General features: G+C 54.7%; 19 protein-coding genes and 1 pseudogene. 12 read left to right on the top strand and 8 right to left on the bottom strand.

The window, feature by feature from the left end:
• Window positions 1–93: 93 nt before the first annotated feature.
• Window positions 94–816, bottom strand: coding sequence for a dihydromonapterin reductase (gene folM / locus JG725_RS03485; RefSeq protein ID WP_199376586.1), 723 nt, complete (start codon window positions 814–816; stop codon window positions 94–96).
• 132 nt (window positions 817–948) lie between these two features.
• Here folM and JG725_RS03480 point away from each other — a divergent pair, with 132 nt between their 5' ends.
• Complete coding sequence (locus JG725_RS03480) at window positions 949–1,368, top strand: hypothetical protein (RefSeq protein WP_172289397.1); 420 nt, start codon at window positions 949–951, stop codon at window positions 1,366–1,368.
• 31 nt (window positions 1,369–1,399) lie between these two features.
• Here the strand turns inward: JG725_RS03480 and dauA are convergent, their stop codons facing one another.
• From dauA to JG725_RS20840, 3 genes and pseudogenes are all read right to left on the bottom strand, one after another.
• A complete protein-coding gene (gene dauA, locus JG725_RS03475; protein WP_172289398.1) occupies window positions 1,400–3,118 on the bottom strand; it encodes a C4-dicarboxylic acid transporter DauA in 1,719 nt (572 codons plus the stop codon).
• Between the two features lie 173 nt (window positions 3,119–3,291).
• A complete protein-coding gene (chaA, locus tag JG725_RS03470) occupies window positions 3,292–4,389 on the bottom strand; it encodes a sodium-potassium/proton antiporter ChaA (protein ID WP_199376584.1) in 1,098 nt (365 codons plus the stop codon).
• 257 nt (window positions 4,390–4,646) lie between these two features.
• A pseudogene (locus tag JG725_RS20840) lies at window positions 4,647–4,769 on the bottom strand (siderophore-interacting protein); the annotation flags it as partial.
• 372 nt (window positions 4,770–5,141) lie between these two features.
• Here JG725_RS20840 and JG725_RS03465 point away from each other — a divergent pair.
• Complete coding sequence (locus JG725_RS03465) at window positions 5,142–5,828, top strand: gamma-glutamylcyclotransferase (protein ID WP_172289400.1); 687 nt, start codon at window positions 5,142–5,144, stop codon at window positions 5,826–5,828.
• Between the two features lie 66 nt (window positions 5,829–5,894).
• Here the strand turns inward: JG725_RS03465 and JG725_RS03460 are convergent, their stop codons facing one another.
• Complete coding sequence (locus JG725_RS03460) at window positions 5,895–6,938, bottom strand: DUF481 domain-containing protein (protein WP_172289401.1); 1,044 nt, start codon at window positions 6,936–6,938, stop codon at window positions 5,895–5,897.
• A 229-nt stretch (window positions 6,939–7,167) separates the two neighbouring features.
• The gene (locus JG725_RS03455; protein ID WP_172289402.1) at window positions 7,168–8,445 is read right to left on the bottom strand and encodes an acyltransferase; all 1,278 of its coding nucleotides are present in this window, start codon (window positions 8,443–8,445) and stop codon (window positions 7,168–7,170) included.
• Window positions 8,446–8,689: 244 nt separating this feature from the next.
• On the opposite strand from JG725_RS03455, the gene JG725_RS20605 reads away from it, so the two are divergent.
• The 5 genes from JG725_RS20605 (at window position 8,690) to JG725_RS03430 (ending at window position 12,124) form a co-directional block, all read left to right on the top strand.
• The gene (locus JG725_RS20605; RefSeq protein ID WP_199376582.1) at window positions 8,690–9,157 is read left to right on the top strand and encodes an OsmC family protein; all 468 of its coding nucleotides are present in this window, start codon (window positions 8,690–8,692) and stop codon (window positions 9,155–9,157) included.
• A 56-nt stretch (window positions 9,158–9,213) separates the two neighbouring features.
• A complete protein-coding gene (gene umuD, locus JG725_RS03445; protein ID WP_199376580.1) occupies window positions 9,214–9,633 on the top strand; it encodes a translesion error-prone DNA polymerase V autoproteolytic subunit in 420 nt (139 codons plus the stop codon).
• The gene (gene umuC, locus JG725_RS03440) at window positions 9,633–10,898 is read left to right on the top strand and encodes a translesion error-prone DNA polymerase V subunit UmuC (RefSeq protein WP_172289405.1); all 1,266 of its coding nucleotides are present in this window, start codon (window positions 9,633–9,635) and stop codon (window positions 10,896–10,898) included. Before umuD ends, umuC begins: the two co-directional genes overlap by 1 nt.
• Entirely contained in the window at window positions 10,895–11,740 is an 846-nt protein-coding gene (gene cho, locus JG725_RS03435; protein ID WP_199376578.1) for an excinuclease Cho, read from the top strand. Before umuC ends, cho begins: the two co-directional genes overlap by 4 nt.
• Before the next feature lie 135 nt (window positions 11,741–11,875).
• Window positions 11,876–12,124 (top strand): GlsB/YeaQ/YmgE family stress response membrane protein, encoded by a 249-nt coding sequence (locus JG725_RS03430; RefSeq protein ID WP_172289407.1) that lies wholly within the window; start codon window positions 11,876–11,878, stop codon window positions 12,122–12,124.
• A gap of 98 nt (window positions 12,125–12,222) precedes the next feature.
• On the opposite strand, the gene JG725_RS03425 is transcribed toward JG725_RS03430, so the two are convergent.
• Window positions 12,223–13,317: an ABC transporter ATP-binding protein gene (locus JG725_RS03425; protein ID WP_172289408.1), complete on the bottom strand. Its 1,095-nt coding sequence runs from the start codon at window positions 13,315–13,317 to the stop codon at window positions 12,223–12,225.
• Window positions 13,318–13,505: 188 nt separating this feature from the next.
• Entirely contained in the window at window positions 13,506–14,999 is a 1,494-nt protein-coding gene (locus JG725_RS03420) for a PLP-dependent aminotransferase family protein (RefSeq protein ID WP_199376576.1), read from the bottom strand.
• Window positions 15,000–15,144: 145 nt separating this feature from the next.
• Between JG725_RS03420 and JG725_RS03415 the strand changes: the two genes are divergently transcribed.
• The 5 genes from JG725_RS03415 (at window position 15,145) to JG725_RS03395 (ending at window position 21,533) form a co-directional block, all read left to right on the top strand.
• Complete coding sequence (locus tag JG725_RS03415) at window positions 15,145–16,410, top strand: 4-aminobutyrate--2-oxoglutarate transaminase (protein WP_199376574.1); 1,266 nt, start codon at window positions 15,145–15,147, stop codon at window positions 16,408–16,410.
• Between the two features lie 10 nt (window positions 16,411–16,420).
• Window positions 16,421–17,875, top strand: a complete 1,455-nt coding sequence (locus JG725_RS03410) for an NAD-dependent succinate-semialdehyde dehydrogenase (protein WP_172289411.1) — start codon at window positions 16,421–16,423, stop codon at window positions 17,873–17,875.
• A 329-nt stretch (window positions 17,876–18,204) separates the two neighbouring features.
• The gene (locus tag JG725_RS03405; protein ID WP_172289412.1) at window positions 18,205–19,254 is read left to right on the top strand and encodes an ABC transporter substrate-binding protein; all 1,050 of its coding nucleotides are present in this window, start codon (window positions 18,205–18,207) and stop codon (window positions 19,252–19,254) included.
• A 149-nt stretch (window positions 19,255–19,403) separates the two neighbouring features.
• A complete protein-coding gene (locus tag JG725_RS03400; protein WP_172289413.1) occupies window positions 19,404–20,675 on the top strand; it encodes an ABC transporter permease in 1,272 nt (423 codons plus the stop codon).
• Window positions 20,676–20,714: 39 nt separating this feature from the next.
• Window positions 20,715–21,533 carry an ABC transporter permease gene (locus tag JG725_RS03395; RefSeq protein WP_172289414.1) on the top strand — a complete coding sequence of 273 codons (819 nt, stop codon included), beginning with the start codon at window positions 20,715–20,717 and terminating at the stop codon, window positions 21,531–21,533.
• Window positions 21,534–21,671: the final 138 nt, after the last annotated feature.

Below are 21,671 nucleotides of genomic sequence, written 5' to 3'. Positions count from 1 at the left end.
CATGAACAATGCTGCCGATAGCATAGATCGATGGCTATTGCGGCACTAGTCATGAAGCGTAAACGGGTGTTAAACCGCCGGCCGATTGTTATCTCAACGCAGCGGCCGGCCGCCATCCAGCGCGATGGTTTCTCCGGTGATATAGCGGCTGGCGAGCAGGTAGTCGACGAGCCGCACAATTTCCTCTTCGCCTGGCGCGATTTTCATCAGGGATTTATCCAGCGCCTGCCGGCGATATTGCGCATCATCATGGGGATGAAACATGATCAGCGCGGGGGCGATGGCATTAACTTTGACTTCGGGCGCCAGTTTACGGGCAAAGGAACGGGTCATATTATCCAGCGCGGCTTTACTGGCGGCATAGGCGATATGTTTATCACTGCCTTTTTCCACCACAAAGTCGGTCAGATGAATAATATCAGCGCCGGCGACGCCTTGACCGCACAGGCAGGGCTCCAGCAACTGATTGAGCAGATAGGGGGTATAAACATGGATCTGGAGCATATCCGCCAGCGTCTTTTCCGGTGGAATATCGGCACTTTCCGCCTGCCAGCTACTGGCGTTATGGATAATCGCCCGCAGATGCGGCGTCAAGGTTTTGATCTGCTCGGCGAACGTATAAATCTGCTCGGTGGTGGAGAAATCAGCCGGCAGACAGACCGCGCCCTGTTGCGCTAATGCCTCAAGCTCGGGATAAGGCGTGCGTCTGCTGATGATGACCGGGATGTCCCGCGCCAGAAATGAGCGAGCCAAGGCCAGCCCGATGCGTCGGGCGCCGCCGGTAATCAATACGGGGGCGGAAGGAAAAGTTGCCACAGTCAATACTCCTGAATTGGCTGGTAACACGACAATAAACCGTGACAATATACCTGAATAAACTATCTTGCATGATAGGGTTTTGTGGTGAAAATGTGCGATAAATCCACTGGTAGAGAGGTGTAAAGGGGAATGGAAACGCGTCGCCCTGAATCTGTATATTCCAGTGAAAAAATCTGTATCGATTACACAGATTATCTGGCCGCGCTATGCAATAAGCGCTGGCGTTTCATGGATGCCATGTATGGCGTGTTGCCGATTTTCGGCATGGTGACGAAAGCGCCGTTAGCCAGACAGACGGCACCCAAAGATCGGCTGAAAGTGCTCGCCTTGCAGGTCTTGTCCACGCAGGTGAGTGATGAAACCAATATTGTCAGGCTGATTGCGCTGGCCCGGCGTCAGGGGCTGGACGCTTTTGACATCCAGTTGCCTTACCCGCTGACGCACGAGCAATTGAGCGTAATTGGCGAGGAGTTCCATGACTCGCTGTCATTAACCCAACGCGACGATCGTCTGTCCGTTCGTCTCGATTTACCCGCCGTGCCTCACTAAAAAAACATGTCGTCCGGCCGAGGTTTTCGTGTCATCCCGCGACCGCTGTTTTTCTTTCTTCCGCCGTTACTTCAAGCGCCTGCGCCAAAGAGCCGTAAAAGCTAAGACGGCCTTCGACGGGGTGCACATTCGCACGGGCCAGCGTTTTCAACGGCTGGAACGGAATATCGGTAATGATGAGGTGTTTACCTGCCGGTAAGGCGTCGCTAAAGCGCAGAAGGGCGTTCAAGCCTCCGGCGTCCAGTACCGAAACGGCATCCCATTGCAGAATGATGGTTTGGTAATTTTCACTGCGCATCATCAAATCATTAAAGATACGCTCGGCGGCGGCAAAGAACAGCGGGCCGTTGACGCGCAGCACCAATTGCTCCGGTTCCCGGGTTTCCGGCAATTCACTCAATTTGGTCATCTGAGCGATGCGCCGCATAAACAGCAGCGAAGCCAGCACAATTCCGACGGTGATGGCGATCACCATATCGAACAAAACGGTCAGCGACATGCACAGCAGCATCACGATGATGTCGTCTTTCGGCCCATGACGCAGCAGGTCGATTACCTTATGCGCTTCACTCATATTCCAGGCGACGATCAGCAGCAGCGAGGCCATCGCCGCCAGCGGCAGGTAAGACAGCCAGGGCGCCAGCACCAGCAAGGCCAGCAACACCAGCAGCGAGTGGACAATGGCGGACACCGGCGATGTGGCGCCGGCGCGAACATTCGCCGCCGAACGGGCGATGGCGGCGGTGGCGGTAATGCCGCCGAAGAACGGAGCGATGATATTGCCAAAGCCTTGTCCCATCAGTTCGGCGTTCGAGTTGTGTTTTCTGCCGGTCATGCCATCCAACACCACGGCGCACAGCAAAGATTCAATGGCCCCCAGCATGGCCATTGAAAACGCCGCGGGCAGCAGGGCTGAGATACTCTGCCAGTCGAGTTTCATGGACTGACCGCCGGGCGTCACGACATCCCAGGGCAGAACAAGCTGCGGCAGGATAGGCGGAATGCCCTGGCCTTGTGTGCCATCGGCAAGCAGATAGCTGAAACGAGACCCGATGGTCGCCACCTCGCCGCCAAACAGCGACACCACGCCCATTACCGCAACGCCCGCCAGCAATGCCGGCAGATGGCCCGGCAAGCGGATCCCCAGTTTGGGCCAGCCGATCAGCACCAGCAGCGTGGCGACGCCAATCAGCGTATCGCCAATTTGTAAGGTGGGCAGAGACTGGGCCATCGCTGAGACTTTTTCAACATAGTGTTCGGGCACCACGGCCATCTGCAAACCGAAGAAGTCCTTGATTTGCATCGTACCGATGGTAATCGCGATCCCCGAGGTAAAACCGAGGGTGACCGACAGCGGAATATATTCGATTAAGCGCCCGAGACGGCATATTCCCATCAGCAGCAGAAACACGCCGGAAAGCAAGGTGGCGACCAGCAAGCCAGACAGGCCGAACTGTTGCGATACGGGATAAAGGATGACGACAAAAGCCGCCGTCGGGCCGGAAACGCTATAGCGGGAGCCGCCGCTGACCGCGACGACGATCCCGGCAATCGCCGCGGTATATAAACCATATTGAGGAGGAACGCCGCTGGCGATAGCCAGCGCCATTGCCAGCGGGATGGCAATAATCCCAACCGTGATCCCTGCAATAATGTCCTGGGTAAAACGTTGAAGTGTATATTTTTCGCGCCAGCACGCCTCGATCAGGGCGCTGAACGGTTTGATACCGTTAATTCCATGCGTTTTCATCTAAGAGAGAACCAATAAAAGAAGAAACAAAAATGGCGGGCCGGCTGGGTCCGTCGTAGAAATGCGCTATATACGATACGCCGGATGTGCTTGGAAGATCCAGATATACATCAAAGGTAAGCGGATTGAGGCAGGCCGACACTGCGGGAATACAGTGTCGGCAGGCGGGGCGATTAAAGCATGATGGTCATCAGATAGGCGGCGAACAGCGCCAGATGTGCGCTGCCGCTCAGGACATTGGTTCTGCCGGTTGAAAACGTAATGTGACATAGCACCAGCACGGCCAGCATCACCACGATATGCGGCATATCCAGACCGAAGTTCAGCGTCTGGCCGGTGATCATGGCGATGATGGTCACGGCGGGGACGGTCAATGAAATGGTAGCCAGAACCGAGCCGAAAAACAGATTCATCGCCCGCTGTACCTGATTTTTCAGTACCGCACGGATTGCGCCCAACCCTTCAGGCGACAGAATCAGCAAGGCGACCAGGAAGCCGGTAAACTGTGCCGGCGCATTCATTTCCGTCAACAGGGCTTCCAGCGGCTGCGAGTCCATCTTGGTGACGCTGATAACGGCAATCAGGTGGATCAGCAACCATGCCGTGTGCCACAGCGAACTGTGCGCCGACGGCTTGCCATGATGAGCGTCGTCGTCGCCTTCATCTTCATGCTCATAGACAAACAGGCTTTGGTGAGTACGGGTTTGGATCAGCAGAAATACGCCATACATCGCGGCGGAAATCAGCGCAACCAGCAGGGATTGCGTCACGCTGAAATTTCCTTCAGGCAAGGCGCTGGGGAAAACCAGCACAATCACCGACAGCGGAAAAATCGCCATTAAATACTGTTTAATACCGCTCAGGTTGACGTATTGCGTCGCAAACTTGCGGCCGCCCAGCAGCAGCGCAAAGCCGACCAGACCACCGGTGACGATCACGATAATTGAATAGAGCGTGTCGCGCATCAGATCCGGGCCTGCGTCGCCGGTCGCCATCAAGGCTGAAATCAGGCTGACTTCAAGAATGACCACCGACAGGCTTAGGATCAGTGAACCGTAGGGTTCGCCCAAGCGATGAGCCAGCACGTCGGCATGGCGGACAACGCTAAAGGCGCTGAAAAGGATCCCGGCTAAAGCCAGTAAGTTAATACCCAGAATGGCGAGGAAATCTTGTGTGCCCCCCCACAGGAACAGAACGATCAGCGCGGCTATCGGCAGAATAAGTGAATATTCCTGATGGCGGGTTTTGACAACCTCAGTGTAAGACTTCATTGCGGGGTTCTCCTTATCCAACGGAATTATGCGCTATGGCATAAAAAACGGAATGTCATCAGTTTTTCTTTTCTTTTCGGCAAAGACGTTACTAAAAAGTAGTTATAGCGTAAAAAAAGAACCTGTAGATTAACAGATTCTCTAATGGCTCGCGGACTTTTTACCGATTTTTACGCTTTGAGCGGTAATTAAAATGAAAAGGGAGAATATCGTTAATCTTCTCCCTATCTATATAATATTAATTATTTTTTTTATAGCTAATCAGCATAATTGTCCATGATATCGTAGGGTTTATGCTGATAAGCCTCTTTATTTAGTCCTTCTCGCCAGTAAGGAGCCGCATAAAGCTGATTCCTCTTATATCCGCCATCGCGCCGGACTTGGATAAACCGAGCGTTTGTGACCTGCATTGCACCCGCGATCCGTGTGGATTAACCTTAGCAGGTTTGTATTTTACGCGCCGGATAAGAATGGGGTTCCTGATACAAAAATCTGTTAACCGGCGAAACGATTGGCCGATCTATGTTACCTAGAGAGCGGGGAGAGCGAATTATCCGCGTAAATGACGCAATCGTGCGCTTTTGTGTTTTTGTGAACGACATCAAACTTGATTGCGATGCCGGAAATGAATAATCTCAGTGTCGTTGCTGTCGTAAAATTAACCAAGCGACAGTGTTGGGTTTTAAGGATGGAACGACAACAGGCCAAATGGGTAGAAGTAGAAAAGGATAGGGTTCGGGGGTTATATAGCCGTGTTGACACGCGATTTTTTGCAGAAAGCAGATTGTAGAACGTCTTTTGGATCGATTGAGGAAACCTTATTACTTACGCCGCAACAACGTGCTGATTCGCTGGAGAAAACGCTGGCCCGTCGCCCCGATTGCAGTCCTGTCTGGGTATTCGGCTACGGCTCACTGATGTGGAACCCGATTTTTGATGCGGAAGAAGCCTGTCTGGCCACCTTGCACAACTGGCATCGGGCTTTTTGCTTGCGTTTGACCCTTGGCAGGGGCACGGTTAGCTGTCCTGGTCGTATGCTGGCGCTGAAACCGGGCGGGAAAACCACCGGTTTGGCTTTTCGTCTGTCAGAATCGTCGCTGCGTGAGGATCTGGAACTGCTGTGGAAGCGTGAAATGCTGACCGGATGTTACCGCCCGCTGTGGTGTGAACTGCATCAGCAAAACGGTGACACCGTCACGGCTCTGGTGTTCGTTTCGGAACCGGCGCATCCGCTGGTTGAAGAGGACACCTGCATTCAACGGGTTGCGCCGTTGATTGCTCAGGCCAGCGGCCCGCTGGGAACCAATGCACAGTATCTGTTTGCGCTGGAACATGCGTTGAAGAACTTCGGAATGGCCGATGAAGAGCTAAGCGAACTGGCTCAGCGGGTTCGTTTGCTACAGCAACAGATCGCGGCTAATAACACCGGCAATGCCTGAAAAGACAATCGACGAACGACCTGTCCCTGACGTTCGCCGATCGAATCCCAAGCAGAACGCGGAGGATCACCAGCCGACGCCGACACCCATCGTGTACAGCGTATCGTTAACATTCCCCTGATCGCTTTCGATGCGGGTGCGCGACACTTTCATACTCAGGGAAGACCAGTCAGTCAGCTTGAAGCGCAGACCGGCATCGGCTTTCAGATAAAACGGCGCGGTAGCGTCGAAAGAACGACCCAGTTCACCGCCGGTGAAAGCCTGCACCGATTTACTGAACAGATAGCGGTTGTAATCCCACTTAATGCCGCCTGAGTAGAAATTATCTTGCTCGTTGGTCTGATAGACATAGGTTTGAGAACTGATCAGCGATGTCAGCGAGAACGCCCCAAGATCGTTATCCCAGAACTGATAACCCGGGCCGAGACCGATTGAGCGGTTGATTTTAATGCTTTCTATCCAATCGCGTTTGTACTGGTAGCGCCCCTGCCAGAACCAATGTTCATCCAGGAATTTATCCAGCGCATATTCGCCGCCCGCATTCTTGGTGCTTTCCACATTGTTTTCTTTAGCCAGATGGTAACTACCGTCAAGGTTATGACGCCAGGTGCCATGTCGGGCCTGTGTGTTGAGGGTCACATCATAGTTATCGGTTTCGGTCGAACTTTTCTTATGCGCCATGCCTGCGTCAATGTTGCCTTTCATGGTGAAGTCCTGTACCAGCGGCTTCTGTGCAACAATGGAGGTGATTTCCGACAGCTGTAGCGTTTGCGGCCCGGTTGCCTCGCTGGAAATCGACGGCGTGGCGATAATGGCGCGATTGTCTCCGGCTTTAATCACCGGATACAGCTCGCCTTCCTTATACCGTTCCCCTTGAATCACCAAACCGTGATCGGTCTCGAAGGTTTTCACTTTGTCCCATGCCACGGAGATTGAACCGGCATAGTCGGAGGTGATGAATAATTTACCGCCGTCAAGCAGTGTGATTTTACCACTGAGTTTGTCGCCATTGGTCAACCAAATGGTATCGGCATGGCTTTGGGAAATGCCGGTGGACGCCAGGGCGATAACCAGACTCAGGGAAGATATTGCATGTTTGGATAGTGTCATTTTGCCAGATAAACAGTGGTGACAGGTTTTGAAAGACGTCATTTAAGACGTGCAGCCGATGAATAATGAACCGGTTCAGTCCGGAAGCGCAAACAGTAACAGGAATCGAAAGGATGCTCTAGCCCAAAAACGCGATTGATTAGAATGTAAATAGTTATAAAAGATATGATTGATGATTAACAGCTATAACGCGATGTTCATCACATTTGCGTTATAGCTGTCGACAGGGTTAAGCCGCGTTTCGCGAGCGGGATGGCGGGCGAGGAGTCAGGAAGCGTGCCGTCAGGAACTGCCGGACACGAAAAACAATCCGCTCCTGGAACAATACGCACAGCGCCACGGTGGATAGCAGGAAAATGAGATATCCCATCATGGATAACTGAACCTGCCCGGCGGCGGCGATACACTGATCCCAATCGCTGAAACAGGCCAGCGGATTACCCCTAACCAATTGTTCCATCGTGCGGAAGAGATTAAACAGCGGTACGTGAAGCGCAAAAATGGACAGCGATGCGGCGCCCAATCGTGGCGACCAGTGTCGCAGCCATTCGCTATTGGGATCGCGGGCCAGCGCGCTGAGGCAAACCAACCCAACCTGAGCGGGCAATAATAACCCGTTGTGCAGCAGGAAATACCAATACGCCTCACCGTGGGTGAAAAGCCAGGTGGCAACGATAAAATTGGCGACAATGAAAAGCGCCGCGGCATAACGCTGGCCTTTAGTGAGCGGTTCGACGCCTTGCTGACGATATTTTCGGAACAGGGCATAGCCCAGAATACCGGCCAGAAACTCGGGCAAACGGAAAATGGGGCCGCGTTGTAACAAGCCGGTGTAGGGCATGCCGTATTGCTGCTGCCAGATGACCCAGATCGGCGGCAGCAGATACAATAGGCAAATAATCCCCATCCATAACCACGGATGGCGGCTGTTGAGCAGCCGGGGCGCCAGCAACGGGAACGTCATATAAAAGAAGAACAGGGTGGAAAGCGACCACAGCGGCGCATTGAAGGTTAGAAAATAGGGGTTCCATGCCTGTAGCATTAACAACTGCAAGAAGCTGTTAAAAGCCAATTGGGTATTCGTCATATAATGACGCAACGCCTGCGGATCGGCTGCCGGATCGTTGGTGTCGTAAATTACAAAGCGAGCGCTGGCGACCTGTCCTTCCGGCGGAATTGCGAGCCATTGCATGAGAGTGACAACGGCGATAGAGGCCAGCAACGCGATAATATGAATCGGATAGAGATTAAAAAGACGTTTTGCCCAGAACTGACGGGCCGGTTCGCGCAAGCGTCCGTCTTTGATGTAAACATGCGCCAATAAAAAGCCCGACAGCACAAAAAACGTGCTGGTGGCAAAAAATCCCATGCTGGTGAGTTCACTTAAAAACGGCACGCGCTCACGTTGGGGATAAATATGCACGGTGTGATAAATCATCACATAACAGCCGAGCAGAAATCGCAGCCATTCCAGCCCGATAAAGCGCTCTTTACTCACTTTCTTCATGTCGTTCCTCATTCAACCGCTGTTATAACAGCGGGCAAGTGCGGTAATTGCTCAGTTTAAACGAGAGCAACGCTGCGTTAATTAGGATAATAGCTATAATTGCCGCCCTCGTTTAGGAATTGTTTAGTTTTGCGCGAGCAGAAAAATTCGCTGGAAAATCCGACTCATAAAGGAATAATCTACTCCCTACGGGTCTTCTTCGTGGCTGTGCGTTATCAGTCTTTACAGTTAAGGGAACAGAATAGTGTCCGAATATATTGCATCAATAACCTGGGAGCGCGACGGGCAGCCTTTTCTCAATAACCGCTATAGCCGGCTGCATCACTGGCAGTTCGATGGCGGCATCAGATTACGCGCATCGTCCTCACCGCATGTTGTACCGTTGCCCATGTCGGTCAGTGATGCGATCGATCCTGAAGAGGCGCTGGTGGCTTCGCTGTCGAGCTGCCATATGCTGTGGTTCCTCTCCATTGCCGCACAACATAAATTTTGCGTCGATGATTATCAGGACAACGCTGTCGGCACGATGGGGGTGAATCAAGCCGGCAAAACGGCGATGTTGAAGGTGACATTACGCCCGCAGGTGCGCTTCAGCGGCGAAAAACAGCCTACCGCTGATGAGTACGAGCAACTGCACAAACTGGCGCATGACGCCTGCTATATCGCCCATTCGGTGAATTTCCCGGTGGAGTGTCAACCGCGGATTGGGTGATTGCGTTACAGGCGCGCACCATTTACACTGTATAAAAACACAGTTAAAGGGGCGCTATGCAACGGTTTATCCCTGATCCGCATCCCGAGGCGCTGGAGATCAATCTCTATGCCGATGCGGTGCCGGCCGGGTTTCCCAGCCCGGCCAATGATTATGTCGAGCAGCGAATCGACCTAAATAAGGTTTGCGTCCACCATCCGGCGGCGACCTATTTTGTCCGGGTCGCCGGCCAGTCGATGGTGGAGGGCTGCATCCATGATGGCGATCTGGTGGTGGTCGACAGTTCATTGCAGGCGCGGCACGACGATATTGTCATTGCCGCCCTTGACGGCGAATTTACCATCAAGCGCTTGCAGGTACGACCAACGCTGGCGCTGATGCCGATGAATGCCGCCTACGCGCCGATCCCCATTAACGACAGCGCCAACCTGGATATCTTCGGGGTGGTTACCTATGTCATACACGCGACGCGCTAATGTACGCGCTGGTGGATGTGAACGCGTTTTACGCCAGCTGTGAGACCGTCTTTCGGCCGGATCTGGTCGGAAAACCGGTGGTTGTGCTCAGCAATAACGATGGCTGCGTAATTGCGCGCTCCCACGAGGTAAAAAACCTCGGGGTGAAGATGGGCGCGCCGTTTTTTCAAATAGGCGATCTGATCAAAAAATACAATATCGCCGTTTTCTCCTCCAATTATGCGCTGTACGCAGATATGTCCGCCCGCGTGATGAGCATTCTGGAGGAGATGGCGCCGGCGGTGGAGATTTACAGTATCGATGAGGCTTTCCTTAATTTGTCCGGCGTTGGCCACTGTATGTCGCTGGAACAGTTCGGCCGGCAGGTGAAAGAGAGGATCAAGCGCGAGGCGCATCTGACCGTCGGCGTGGGCATCGCCCCGACCAAAACTCTGGCTAAACTGGCCAACCATGCGGCGAAAACCTGGGCGAAAACCGGCGGCATTGTGGATTTATCCAGCCCGGTGCGACAGGAAAAGCTGCTGGCGATCACCCCTGTCGGCGACGTCTGGGGGATCGGACGGCGGCTGGCGCGTAAGCTGGAATCGGCCGGCATTGATACGGCGTTAAAACTGGCGCGCAGCGACCTCGCCTATATCAGAAGAACGTTCAGCGTAGTGATGGAGAGAACGGTCAGGGAACTGCGCGGTCAGTCTTGTCTGGAGGTGGAGGAACTGGCGCCGGCGAAACAGCAGATACTCTGTTCCCGGTCGTTCAGTTCACGCATTACCGACTACGCGCATATGCGTCAGGCGGTTTGCCGCTATGCGGAACGCGCGGCGGAGAAGCTGAGGCACGAGCGGCAATACTGCTGTCAGGTGTCCGTTTTTATCCGTACCAGCCCGCATGTGGGATATGAGGCGTATTACGGCGATCAGGCTACCCGCATGACGCGCGTGCCGACCGACGATACCCGGGATATTATTTCTCTGGCCGTTGAATCATTGGATCATATCTGGGCGCAGGGATATCGGTATATCAAGGCGGGCGTTGTGCTGTCCGATTTCTATCGTCACGGCGTGGCGCAGTTGGACATGTTTGATGCGAGGAAACCGCATGTGAACAGTGAGTCGCTGATGTCGACGATTGATCGCATCAATCATTCGGGCAAAGGAAAAATCTGGTTCGCCGGACAGGGGATTAATCCCGGCTGGTCGATGAAAAGGGAGCGGTTGTCTCCGGCCTATACGACGCGAATTGATGAGTTAAGGGTGGTGAAGTCATGATTGTGCCTGAAAAAATGCCCGATATATACCAATATCCGGAACATCTGCGCGATGCCCTGGTCGGGCTGCCGGCGGCGCCGGGTGTGTATGTGTTCCACGGCAGCAGCGATATCCTGCCGCTGTACATTGGCAAAAGCGTCAATATTCGGGCGAGGGTGATGTCGCATATGCGTACACGCAACGAGGCCAAACTGTTAAGGCAGACCCGGCGTATCACGTTTATCGAAACGGCAGGGGAAATCGGCGCGCTATTGCTGGAAGCGCAGATGATTAAACAGCATGGGCCGTTATTCAATAAACGCCTGCGCAGGTCGCGTCAGCTCTGTTCTATTCGCTTCGACGGCGTCAGCGTGGAGGTTGTCTATGCGAAAACGGTGAATTTTTCCGCCACTCCGAATCTGCACGGGATATTCAGCAACAGAATGTCTGCCCTCAATACGCTGAAAGCGATCGCCGATGAAGAAAAGCTTTGTCTGGGGGTATTGGGGCTCGAAAAGATACCGGCCGGCAGACCCTGTTTTCGCCACGCGCTGAAAAAGTGTGCGGGCGCCTGCTGCGGTAAAGAGTCGCTGACGGCGCATCAGGGTCGACTGGGCGGTCGGCTTGACGCCTTACGGCTGATTTGCTGGGCGTTTCCCGGCCCGGTCGCCATCAAAGAGAGTCGTCCGGGCATGACGCACTACCATATCATTCATAACTGGCTTTACCTGGGGACGGTACGGCAATTGCAGGATGCGTCGTCGCTGAAGCAGGTGGCGACGAATTTTGATAGCGATGGCTATAAGATTCTGTGCAAACCCATTATCAGCAATAGCGTGGAGATTATCCCCCTTGACGAGTAATCCCCGCGTCAGCCGACGACGCGGATTTTTTCCTGCGCCTGGCTGACGGTTTTTTCAATCCTTGTCTATACTTGGATTCGCGTCTTATCGATTGGAAAGGTAAGGGCGTTATGGAACTAAAAAAGCGAGGGTATTATGGGAATTTTGTCTTGGGTAATTTTTGGCTTGATTGCGGGTATTTTGGCGAAATGGATTATGCCCGGTAAAGACGGCGGTGGTTTTTTCCTGACGATAGTGCTCGGTATTGTGGGTGCGGTGGTGGGGGGATACATCAGCACTTTCTTTGGTTTCGGCCGGGTAGACGGTTTTAACTTTGGCAGTTTCGTTGTCGCGGTGATCGGCGCCATTGTGGTGCTGTGGATCTATCGCAAAATCCGCAGTTAATTCATCGGCAAGATCAAACCGCCCCGAATAAACGGGGCGGTTTCGTTGTATACAGAATGCCCCCTGCCAGGCAGGGGGCGTTTCTAAGGCATATCCCATCAATGCGTGGTGATCACATCCAGCGCGCGCAGGTGCTCCGGGTGCCAAGATAAGGTGACTTCCGAGCCGGGTTTCCAGTGCGGCTGGATTTCACTGGCAGGCAGTTTGACCATAAACTGCGGCTGGCCGGCGACTTCCGTCATCATCCGTACGTGGTCGCCCAGATAAATAAACTGTTGGATCCGCGCTTTCACCTGCTGAGCGCCGTCGGCGATGTGTTCGGCGTTAATCCGGATCCGTTCCGGGCGGATACACAACGTGATCTTTTTGCCCGGTGAACTGGGGCGCACTTTCAGCGCCCGTAACTGGGTGCCGTCATCCAGCGTGGCGCGATAGAAGTCGCCCTCCGCACCCGCCTGGGTCGCGAGCAGCGTATTGTTTTCCCCGATAAACTGCGCCACAAATGCGTTTTCCGGCTTTTCGTAAATGTCGCTGGGGCTGGCCATCTGCTGGATAATCCCGTCGTTGAACACCGCCACCCGGTTGGACATCGTCATCGCTTCGCTCTGATCGTGCGTGACATACACTACCGTTAGTTCCAGCGCCTGATGCAATTCTTTGATTTCCAACTGCATATGTTCGCGCAGCTGTTTATCCAGCGCGCCCAGCGGTTCGTCCATCAACACCAGCTTCGGTTCAAACACCAGCGCACGGGCCAGCGCCACACGCTGTTGCTGGCCGCCGGACATTTGTGCCGGATAGCGGTCGGCCAGATTGGTCAGCTTGACGCGATCGAGCACCCGATCGACTTTCTCTTTTATATCTACGCGGCTCAAACGACGTATCGACAGCGGAAACGCCAGGTTCTCCGCCACGGTCATGTGCGGGAACAGGGCATAATTCTGGAATACCATACCGATACCGCGCTGGTGGGGGGGAAGGTGATGCAGCGGCGTATCACGCAGCAGAATTTCGCCCTGAGTCGGGTTTTCAAATCCGGCCAGCATCATCAGACTGGTGGTTTTTCCTGAACCAGAAGGGCCAAGCAGGGTCAGAAATTCGCCTTCATGGATATCCAGATTCAGGTTTTTCACCACTAAACGATCGCCATCGTAGGTTTTCTGGATGTTCTTGAAGCTGACATAATTTCTCATTCTTCCATTCTCTCGCGGTGACTGTATCTTAAATAAGTTGAATGCATAAATCATGCCGACTTTAGTAAAACTGAGCATTACGAGGGAGTTAAAACCGATAGGGCGGAAAATGGAGATGTGGTGTTGCCCCATTATGGTGAATGCTACTTATAGAGTGGCTCCATAATGGTGCATAAAAAGCAGACTGATCAGGGGGCCAAAGCGGCGTGTTTCAGCGCCTGAATGCACTCGACGATAACGGCAAACGCATCGCTCATTTTAGACTCTTCAACGCAGGCATAACCCAGTAATAACCCCCGCTGATTGGTCGGCCGCAGGTAATAACTGGACAGCGGTTTTACCATCACCCCTTGTCGAAGAATACGCGAGCTGAGCAGGACATCATCGATATTCGCCGGCAGCTTCAGCAGCATATGCAGCCCGGCATTACTGTTGTCGCCGACATAGTCCGCCCCCAGATATTGTTCGATCAGTTCGGTCAGCAGGGCGCGGCGCCTGGCGTACAGCAGCCGCATTCGGCGAATATGCGCGGCGTAGTGACCTTCCTGAATGAACTGGCTGAGGGTGGCCTGCGTCAGCCAGTGGCCGCCGCGATAGAGTTCGGCGTGGGCGATTTTCAGTTCCTGCGCCAGCTGCGGCGGCAGCACCATATAACTGACGCGCAGGCCGGGATACAGGGTTTTGCTGAAGGTGCCGATATAGATCACCGGCGACTGGGTCTGCAACCCTTGCAGCGCGGGGATCGGGTTGCCGGAGAAGCGAAATTCGCTGTCGTAATCATCTTCCACCACCCAGCAGCCGTGCTCCTGCGCCAGGGTCAACAGCCATTGACGGCGCGCCAGGCTCATCACGGCGCCTAACGGATACTGGTGCGACGGCGTCACGCAGATTAACCGGGGCGTTGACTGCGGCGATACCGTATCCGGCGGCACCATGCCCTGATCGTCCACATCAATCGGCGCCACCCGCAGTCCGTTAATCGTCAGCACATTACGCATCCCCCAATAACAGGGATCTTCAATCCAGGCTAAATCGCCGGGGTTACACAGCATTTTCGCCAGTAAATCCATGGCCTGATGGGTGCCTTCGGTGATTAAAATCTGTTCGGCCGTACATTCCACCGAGCGCGCCACGCGCAGATAATCCACCAGCGCCAACTGAAGCTCCGGGTTGCCGCCGATAGGGGAATAAGAAAGCTGTTCGGGGATGACGCGCCGGGTCAGGCGGGTTTGTATGCGGCGCCACAGGTCGTGGGGAAAGCTGGCGATGTCGGGAATTCCGGGCATAAACGCGCCCCATTGCCGGGCGGAGGCACCGGCATAGCCCAGCAGATGCAGCCCCCTGCGCGACAGCTCCTGCACCGGCAGGCGGGAGGAGGATTCCCGCTCATCCCGCACCGGGGTCATATTGCCGTCGGGCAGCTGTTCCGTGACGAAAGTGCCGCTGCCGGTACGGGTCTCGATATAACCTTCGGCCAGCAGCTGTTCATAGGCCGCCAGCACCGTATTGCGCGACAGCGACAGCTCCTGCGCCAAATCGCGTGAAGAGGGCAGCCTGCTGCCCGCGGTGATGGCGCCGTCGAGGATCGACAGACGGATACTGTCATACAGACGCTTATTCAGCGTACCTTCCTGTTGGCCACCTAGCCGCTGAAGCAACAGGTCGGTTAATAACGAGCGCAAAGTGGATCCCTCAAATATTCAGAACTGGCACTGGATTATAGAACCAACTGGCGCATAAATAGCAACAGAAACATGTGACGCCACGCATCACATAGCCTCTACGGATATAATGAGTTTGGGTGTGTTCTTAGAATCGGAGCAGGAAATGAAGAATAGCGAATTGAATCAACGCCGTTTGGCCGCCACACCGCGCGGTGTCGGAGTGATGTGTGATTTCTACGCCGCTCGGGCGGAAAACGCCACGCTGTGGGACGTTGAGGGCCGTGAGTTTATCGATTTTGCTGCGGGTATCGCCGTACTGAACACCGGCCACCGTCATCCCAAGATTTTGGCGGCGGTGCGCGAACAACTGGAATGCTTCACTCACACGGCTTATCAGATTGTGCCTTACGGCAGCTACGTCAATCTGGCCGAGCGCATCAATGCGCTGGCGCCGATTAACGGCCCGGCAAAAACCACATTCTTCACCACCGGGGCTGAAGCGGTGGAAAACGCCGTGAAAATCGCCCGCGCCTATACCAAACGTCCCGGGGTGATTGCGTTTAATGCCGCCTTCCACGGCCGCACGCTGCTGACCATGACGTTAACCGGCAAAGTGGCACCTTATTCCACCGGTTTCGGGCCATTTCCTGGATCCATCTTCCATGCGCTGTATCCGAGCGAGCAGCAGGGCATCACCGTCGCGCAGTCGCTGGAAAGCATTGACCGTCTGCTGCATACCGACATCGCGGCGGATCAGGTTGCGGCGATCCTGCTGGAGCCGGTTCAGGGCGAAGGCGGTTTCAACGTCGCGCCGCCCGAGTTTATCAGCGCATTACGCAAACTGTGTGATGAGCACGGTATTTTGCTGATTGCCGATGAAGTACAAACGGGGTTTGCCCGTACCGGCAAGCTGTTTGCGATGGAATACTATACTGAACAGGCTGACCTGATCACCATGGCGAAAAGCCTGGGCGGCGGTTTCCCCATCTCCGGCGTAGTAGGGCGCGCCGACGTTATGGACGCGCCCGGCCCTGGCGGTTTGGGCGGCACTTATGCCGGTAACCCGCTGGCGGTGGCCTCGGCGCTGGCGGTGCTGGACGTGATTGAAGAGGAAAAGCTGTGTCAGCGCTCGCAACGTCTGGGAGCGGCGCTGGTGGAAACGCTGGAAAAAATCAAACAGCAGTGTCCGGCGCTGGCGGCGATTCGTGCTCAGGGTTCAATGGTGGCGGCTGAATTTAACGATCCGCAGACCGGCAAACCCTCGGCTGAGCTTACCCGCCAGTTCCAAAAAGAAGCGTTGAATCAGGGGCTGCTGTTACTGACCTGCGGCATCCATGGCAACGTGATTCGTTTCCTGCACCCGTTGACGATTCCGGACGATCAGTTCAGCAAGGCGATGACTATTCTGACTCGTGTATTTACGAAGTAAAAGGAACGCTATGCAACTGAAACAAAAAGAGTTATTACGCCAAAGCTGCTTAATTGACGGTGAATGGCATGACAGCCAAAGCGGTGAGAAGCTGGACGTGACCAACCCGGCGACGGGCGACGTTCTGGGAACCGTTCCTTTGGTGACGCCGCGGCAGACGGAGCAAGCCATTGCAGCGGCTGAACAGGCGCTGACCGGCTGGCGTCAGCGTACCGGAAAAGAGCGCGCCGCGGCGATGCAAGCCTGGTCGCGGCTGATTATGGACAATCAGGAAGATCTGGCGCTTCTGCTTACGGCGGAGCAGGGCAAACCGCTGGCGGAAGCGCGCGGGGAAATCGCCTATGCCGCCTCGTTCATCGACTGGTTCGCCGAAGAAGCCAAGCGCATTGAAGGCAGCGTGCTGCAATCGCCGCAAGGGCAGCAGCGCTTGCTGGTGATCAAACAGCCTATCGGGGTGTGCGCGGCGATCACGCCGTGGAATTTCCCGGCGGCGATGATCACCCGCAAGGTGGCGCCGGCGCTGGCGGCGGGCTGTACCATGATTGTCAAACCGGCCGAGCAGACGCCGTTCACCGCACTGGCGCTGGGTGAGCTGGCCCAACAGGCGGGCATTCCTCGCGGCGTCTTGCAGGTGATTACCGGTGATTCCAAATCGGTCGGCAAAGTGCTGTGCGATAGCCCGGTGGTGCGTAAGCTGAGCTTTACCGGCTCCACCGAAGTGGGCCGGATTTTAATGGCGCAAAGCGCGCCGACGGTGAAAAAACTGTCGCTGGAGCTGGGCGGCAACGCGCCGTTCATCGTGTTTGACGATGCCGATGTGGATTTGGCGGTGAAAGGCATTCTGGCGTCTAAATTCCGCAACAGCGGGCAAACCTGTGTATGCGCCAACCGAATTTATGTGCAAACAGGGATTTATTCGGCGCTGGTGGAAAAGCTGGTTGAAGAAGTCAAAAAGCTGAAAGTCGGCGATGGCACTCAACCCGGCGTGACCCAGGGGCCGCTGATCGATGCGGACGCCATCGATAAAGTTCAGCAGCACATCGCGGATGCGCTGAAGCAGGGAGCGACACTACTGTTGGGCGGTAAGCCGCATGAACTGGGGGGGACGTTCTTTACCCCGACGATTGTCGGCGATGTGACCCGTGATATGCGTTTCGCCCGTGAAGAAACGTTCGGCCCGGTGGCCCCGCTGTTTCAGTTCAGCGATGAAGCGGAAGTAGTCGCTATGGCGAATGATACCGAGTTCGGTCTGGCGGCGTATGTCTATACGCGGGACGCCATTCGTCAATGGACCGTACCGGAAGCGTTGGAGTACGGCATGGTGGGGATTAACACCGGCCTGATATCCAATGAAGTGGCGCCGTTCGGCGGGGTGAAACAGTCCGGTTTGGGACGTGAGGGATCGCGTTTCGGTATCGAAGATTATCTGGAAATGAAATACCTCTGCGTCGATCTTTCCCGATAGCTTTTATCGGGGAGATCATGTTGGGAAAACCGGTGGCAGCCGGGTATGGCTGACGCCGGTTCACTAGAACCCGCACGCAACCCTATGGTGCAAGGAAATCGCAATATGCACCATCAAAAGGCAACGCAGGTAAAAGAAAAACAGTGCGATCGTTCAGGTATTAATCACGACGTTTTGCATGGCCTTTCCCACCCGTCATGATGACCAAACATTAATAAAATTGCTGAAATGGCACGGTTTATGCTTGAAATATGATACATGATGCATCAAAAAACAGCTGATGCGTAATTGCCGATTTTTACGTTGACTAACACTCCAGGAGCCAAACTATGTTTAAGACCAAAACAAGGTTAAAGAAAGTTGCCGTATCCGCATTTCTTATCGCCATGGCCTGTCAGGCTCAAGCGGAATCCTTAACGGTTGTGTCTTTTGGCGGCCTGAATAAGGACGCGCAGGATAAAGCATTCTATAAACCGTTTGCCGCCGCCGGTAAAGGCACGGTGGAAGCCGGCGAGTACAACGGTGAAATGGCCCGTATCCGCGCAATGGTGGAAACCGGTCAGATTGGCTGGGACGTGGTTGAGGTCGAAGGCCCGGAACTGCTGCGCGGCTGTAATGAAGGCTTATTTGAACCGCTGGACTGGTCAAAGCTGGGCGATGAGTCTCAGTTTGTAAAAGGTTCAGTGTCAGAGTGCGGCGCGGGGATCTTCCTGTGGTCGACCGCGCTGACCTATAACGCGCAGAAACTGCAACAGGCGCCAAAAAACTGGGCGGATTTTTGGGATGTGCAAACCTACCCCGGAAAACGCGCCCTGCGTAAAAGCGCCAAATTCACGCTGGAAATCGCGTTGCTGGCCGACGGCGTGAAACGGGAAGATCTCTATAAAGTGCTGGCGACGCCTGCCGGCGTCGACCGCGCCTTCAAGAAACTGGATCAGATTAAATCCAATATTCAGTGGTGGGAATCCGGCGCGCAACCCGTACAGTGGCTGGTTTCCGGCGATGTGGTGATGACGTCGGCCTACAACGGTCGAGTGGCATCCGCGCAGCAAGAAGGGCATGACTTCAAGATCGTCTGGACGGACAGCCTCTACGATCTGGACAGCTGGGCTATCGTTAAAGGTTCCAAGCGCAAGGATTTGGCGGAACAGTTTATTGCGTTTGCCAACCAGCCTGAAAATCAGAAAGTGTTTGCTGAAAACATCCCTTACGGTCCGACCCATGTGAAGGCCACCAGCATGCTTGAACCCGCGGTCGCCGCCACCCTGCCGACGGCGCCAGAGAACCTGGCACAGGCCTTGCAGGTTGATACGGAGTTCTGGATCGACCACGGCGAAGAGTTGGAACAGCGCTTTAATTCATGGGCTGCGCAACGATAATCCGGTGGGTTAAGCCGAATTTTCGTGGCGCCGGGACAAGGCGGCGATGCCTTGTCCCGCAGCGCAGGCCGGCGATGGATAGTTAAGCGCGGGATGCCGGCCGATAAATCAGCAGTTGTTTTACCGTAAGTATGATGGAGATAAAACCTATGTCCCAGAGCGAAATGTTGGCGACGACGCCGCCATCCGGCGAGAAAGAAGGGAATGCCGCTCTGAAACAGCAATTGCGTGTCGCGCAGTCGATGTATAAAAAACGCTCTCTGTTGCTGATTGCGCCGCTGTTTCTGTTTATCGTGGTGAGCTTTCTCTTCCCCATTGTGTCGATTCTGGGCAAAAGCGTAGCGAATCCGGAACTGAGAGAAAACATGCCGAGCACGGTATCCGCAATGCGCCAGTGGTCTGGGAATGCCGTCCCGGATGAAAGCGTATTTAAAGCGGTGGTCAGCGATCTGCGCGAAGCACGCAGCAGCGGGAAACTGACCGCAATTACCAAACGACTGGGATACGAAGGCTCTGAATACCGCTCGTTGATCACCCGCACGCTGCGCAAACTGCCGGCGGATGATAGCGCCGATATCCGCGGTCAGCTAATCAGCGAGCAGCCGTTATGGGGCGAGCTTACCACCTGGCAAACGCTGGATCGCGCCTCCCGGCCTTTTACCAGCTATTACCTGTTGGCGGTTTTTGACCATAAGGTCGATGCGCAGACTCAGAAAATAGTGGCGCAACCGGCCGAACAGTCGCTGTATGTCGATGTGTTGCTGCGTACTCTGCTGATGGCGGGCGTGGTGACGTTGCTGTGTGTCGGGCTGGGCTATCCGTTGGCGTACTGGCTGGCGAAACAGCCGTCCAACCGCGCGAATTTGCTGTTGATTATGGTACTGCTGCCTTTTTGGACCTCATTGATTGTACGTACCGCTAGCTGGATCGTGCTGTTGCAGTCCGGCGGCTTGATTAACCGGACGCTGCTGAGCGTCGGCATTATCGATGAACCGCTGGTGCTGGTATTTAACCGCATCGGCGTCTACATCTCGATGACGCATATTCTGCTGCCGTTTTTTATCCTGCCGTTATATGCGGTGATGAAAGGCATTTCACCCAACTATGTTCGGGCGGCGATATCCCTGGGCGCGCATCCCTTTATTGCCTTCTGGCGGGTCTATGTACCGCAGACTTATGCCGGCGTCACCGCCGGCGCAATACTCGTCTTTATGATGGCGATCGGCTATTACATTACGCCGGCCTTGTTGGGCGGGCCAAGCGATCAGATGCTGAGTTACTTCGTTGCTTTCTTCACCAATACCACCATGAACTGGGGTATGGCCGCCGCGTTGGGTACGCAGTTGCTGGTCATCGTTACGCTGTTGTACGTGGTATACATCCGCGTCACCCGTACCAACGCCGAAATCGCGGCGCGCTAACGATGCTCTGTTTATTGATGAAAACAAGGGGAAACGAAAATGAAACAGCAGGGTGAGTTAGTTATCCGCTTGTGGAATACTTTCTTTAACTTTTATGGCGCGGCAATGTTGTTATTTTTGATCGTGCCGGTATTGGTGATTGTGCCGCTGTCTTTTAACGCCGGCTCCTTTCTGAGCTATCCGCTAACGGGCTTTTCCCTGCGCTGGTATCACGAGTTTTTCAACTCCAGCGCCTGGCTGGGCGCGTTGGGCAACAGCTTGCTGATTGCGCCGTTGGCGACGCTGTTGGCCACCGGACTTGGCGTGCTGGCTTCGGTTGGGCTGGTGCGCGGCGAGTTTCGCGGTAAATCGCTGGTGATGGCGGTGCTGATATCGCCGATGATCGCCCCGGTGGTGATTGTGGCCGTCGGGATGTTTTTCTTTTTCGCCAAGCTATCATTATTGAATAGCTACCTCGGTCTGGTGCTGGCGCATGCCATGCTGGGCGTGCCGTTTGTGGTGATCACTGTGACGGCGGTGCTGAAAAACTACGATCAAAATCTGACCCGCGCCGCCGCCAGTCTCGGAGCGCCGCCGCTGCTGGCGTTTCGCAAGGTGACGTTTCCGCTGATCGCGCCCGGCGTGTTCTCCGGGGCGTTGTTCGCGTTCGCGACATCGTTTGACGAAGTGATCGTCACGCTGTTTCTGGCCAGTCCGCGTCAGCGCACCTTGCCGCTACAGATGTTCGCCGGTATCCGTGAAAACCTTGATCCGACCATTGCGGCGGCGGCGTCGATGATGGTGGGCGCCGCGCTGATCTTGCTGATTGTGATGGAAGTTTTACGCCGTCGATCGGAGCGTTTGCGCAGCGGGCGGTAAGAATCCCCACGCCGGCCTCCCTCTGACGGGAGGCCGGCAGGTGGTATCAACTCTCTGAGCTGAATAAATTTCAGCTTTTTTTACGCAGTATTTTATGATGCATCAAACATCTCATTGAACAGCTATCGAGAGGTAATG

Origin of the sequence: Brenneria sp. L3-3C-1, from assembly GCF_016456245.1 — a bacterium.
In the GTDB taxonomy this organism is placed as follows: Bacteria; Pseudomonadota; Gammaproteobacteria; order Enterobacterales; family Enterobacteriaceae; genus Brenneria.
Note: the sequence above shows the minus strand (reverse complement) of the source record. Positions and strands in the feature narration are given on the sequence as shown.